This is a genomic window from Pseudonocardia sp. McavD-2-B (assembly GCF_024124365.1).
In the GTDB taxonomy this organism is placed as follows: Bacteria; Actinomycetota; Actinomycetes; order Mycobacteriales; family Pseudonocardiaceae; genus Pseudonocardia; species Pseudonocardia alni.
In genome coordinates this window covers 1-2,444 of sequence record NZ_JAMXSG010000457.1, presented here as the reverse complement: position 1 = coordinate 2,444, position 2,444 = coordinate 1, and the positions used below count along the sequence as shown (strand labels likewise).

The 2,444-nt window shown below is 76.8% G+C and carries 3 protein-coding genes; all 3 read left to right on the top strand.

Annotated features, from left to right (window positions below):
- The first annotated feature begins 129 nt into the window (after positions 1–129).
- Complete coding sequence (gene coaE / locus NH602_RS30135; protein ID WP_253069598.1) at positions 130–1,257, top strand: dephospho-CoA kinase; 1,128 nt, start codon at positions 130–132, stop codon at positions 1,255–1,257.
- Positions 1,258–1,480: 223 nt separating this feature from the next.
- Positions 1,481–2,266 (top strand): RNA polymerase sigma factor, encoded by a 786-nt coding sequence (locus NH602_RS30130; RefSeq protein ID WP_253069599.1) that lies wholly within the window; start codon positions 1,481–1,483, stop codon positions 2,264–2,266.
- Positions 2,263–2,444 (top strand): hypothetical protein (locus NH602_RS30125; protein ID WP_253069597.1); only part of this gene is annotated, 182 nt, incomplete at its 3' end. The genes NH602_RS30130 and NH602_RS30125, both read left to right, overlap by 4 nt.

The following is a 2,444-nucleotide window of genomic DNA, read 5'->3' as shown; positions in this document are numbered from 1 at the left end:
GCGCGGCCGACGCCCGCCGCACCGCCGACGGCGCCCGCCCCGCAGGCCGGCACCGGTGCCGCAGGCAACGCACGCGGCACCACCTGAGCGCGGCCGGGGCGCCCCGGCACGGCCCGCTACGGTGATCACGTGCTGCGGACAGGGCTGACCGGCGGAATCGGTGCGGGCAAGTCGACGGTCGCGACGCGACTGGTCGAACGCGGGGCGGTGCTGGTCGACTCCGACGTGATCGCCCGCGAGGTCGTCGAACCGGGCACCGCGGGGCTGGCGGCGATCGTCGAGGCCTTCGGCCGGGACGTCCTCGACGCCGGCGGCCGGCTCGACCGGCCCGCCCTCGCCGCCGTCGTCTTCTCCGACGCCGGGGCACGGCGCACCCTCGACGGCATCGTGCACCCGCTGGTGCGGGCCCGGTCCGACGAGATCGTCGCCGCCGCCCCGGCGGACGCGATCGTCGTGCAGGACATCCCGCTGCTCGTCGAGGGCGGCATGGCTCCGACGTTCCCGCTGGTCGTCGTGGTCGGGGTGGACGCCGAGGAGCGGGTCCGGCGGCTGGTGTCCGCGCGCGGGATGAGCGAGCAGGACGCCCGGGCCCGGATCGCCGCCCAGGCCGGTGACGAGCAGCGCCGCGCCGTCGCCGACGTCTGGCTGGACAACTCGGGGGAACCGGACGACACCCGACGCCGGGTGGACGCGCTGTGGGACGGACGGCTCGCCGGGTTCGAGGAGAACCTGCGCACGGGCCGCCCGGCCGCGGACGGGCCGCCCCTGCTCGTCGAGCACGACCCGGGCTGGGAGGCGCAGGCCCACCGGCTCGCCGAGCGGGTCGCGGTCGCTGCGGGCGGTTCCGGCCGCGGGGTGGACCACGTCGGATCGACGGCCGTCCCGGGGCTCCCCGCCCGCGACGTACTCGATCTGCAGCTCGCCGTGGAGTCGCCCGCCGACGCCGACACGGTCACCGAAGCCCTGGTCGCGGCCGGGTTCCCGGTCGACACCGCCGCCCCGGAGGGGACCACGGGCACGGTGCGGGTGCACCGCTCGGCCGACCCGGGGCGGGCCGCCGTGGTGGCCGTGCGGGTGCACGGCTCGCCCGCCTGGCGGCAGGCGATCGAGCTGCGGGACCGGCTGCGTGCCGACGCGGCCGCCCGTGCCGGCTACGCCGCGCACAAGCGTGCGGCGGCGGAACGGCACGCCGACGACCCGGACCCGCGTCACTACCGTGCGTACACGGCGGAGTGGCGGTCCGACCCGAACGGTTGAGCGTCGCGGGATGCAGATCACGCGGAACGTGACGATCGGGTCGCGCCGGACCCGTTTCTGTAACGCCGCACGCTCGTTGGTCGATCAGGCGGGGCAGAGGGTGCTCCTGCCCGGATCGGCCGCGGTACCTGCGGGTACCCGTCGATCGGGCCGGTCACCGGGGTGATCGGCACCGGACCGGAGGGTTCGGTGACGGCGACGAGAGGACACGGGGTTGAGCACAGTGGCCCAGCGTTTCGGGGCGGACGGCGAGTTCGCCGAGCCCGAGCGCGCGCCCGCGTTCCCCCACACGGACGAGTACGGCGGTGCGCCGGAGCCGGGCGATCCGGGTGCGATCGACCACGACGCGTGGACCGGCGCCGAGTACGAGGCCCCGCCGATCAGCGGCGCGGTCGTCCAGCAGCACCGCACGCTCCCGCACGGTGAGCTGCGTGCGGACTTCGGCGCACACCTCGAGACGCACTACCCGCGGCTGGTCGCGCAGCTCTACGCGATCACGCTCAACCCGCACGACGCGCACGACGCCGTGCAGGACGCCTACTCGCGGGCCTGGCGACGCTGGGCCGCGCTGCGCGCCGAGCCCTCGGGCCCGGACCACGAGGACGCGGCCGTCGGCTGGGTCCGGCGGGTCGCGATCCGGACGTCGATGCGGGGGCGGATCCTGCGCCGCCGTCGCAGGCCGTCGCCGGAGGAGACCGACCCGCGCACCGGGGCGCTCCTGGAGGCGCTCGGGAGGCTCGCACCCGTCGACCGCCGGGCCGTGGTGCTGCACCACATGGCAGGCCTGTCGACCGGCGCGGTCGCCGAGCTCGAGCGGGTCACCGAGCACGAGGTGCGGCGCCGGCTCGTCCGCGGTCGCGAGGTCGTGACCGAGGGCATGGCCGAGGTGCTGGAGGAGATCATCGGACCGGCGGGTGGCGCGGTCGGGGGACCGCCGCCGGGTCACGGGGCGCCGCAGTACGACCTGCGTGGCGGGTACCCACCCGCCACCGAGGGGGGACGGGTATGAACGGGTTCGCCGACATCGACCGGGAGTTCCACCGGCTCGACGACGTCCTGGCCGCGGCGGTGCCGCTGCCCGCCGTCGACGACGTGATCTCCCGCGCCGCCGGTGCGCGCCGGGCCACCTCGGCCGCGGCCGCGGCGGTGCTCACCGTCGGGTCGCTGGGCGGGATCACCGCCGTCGC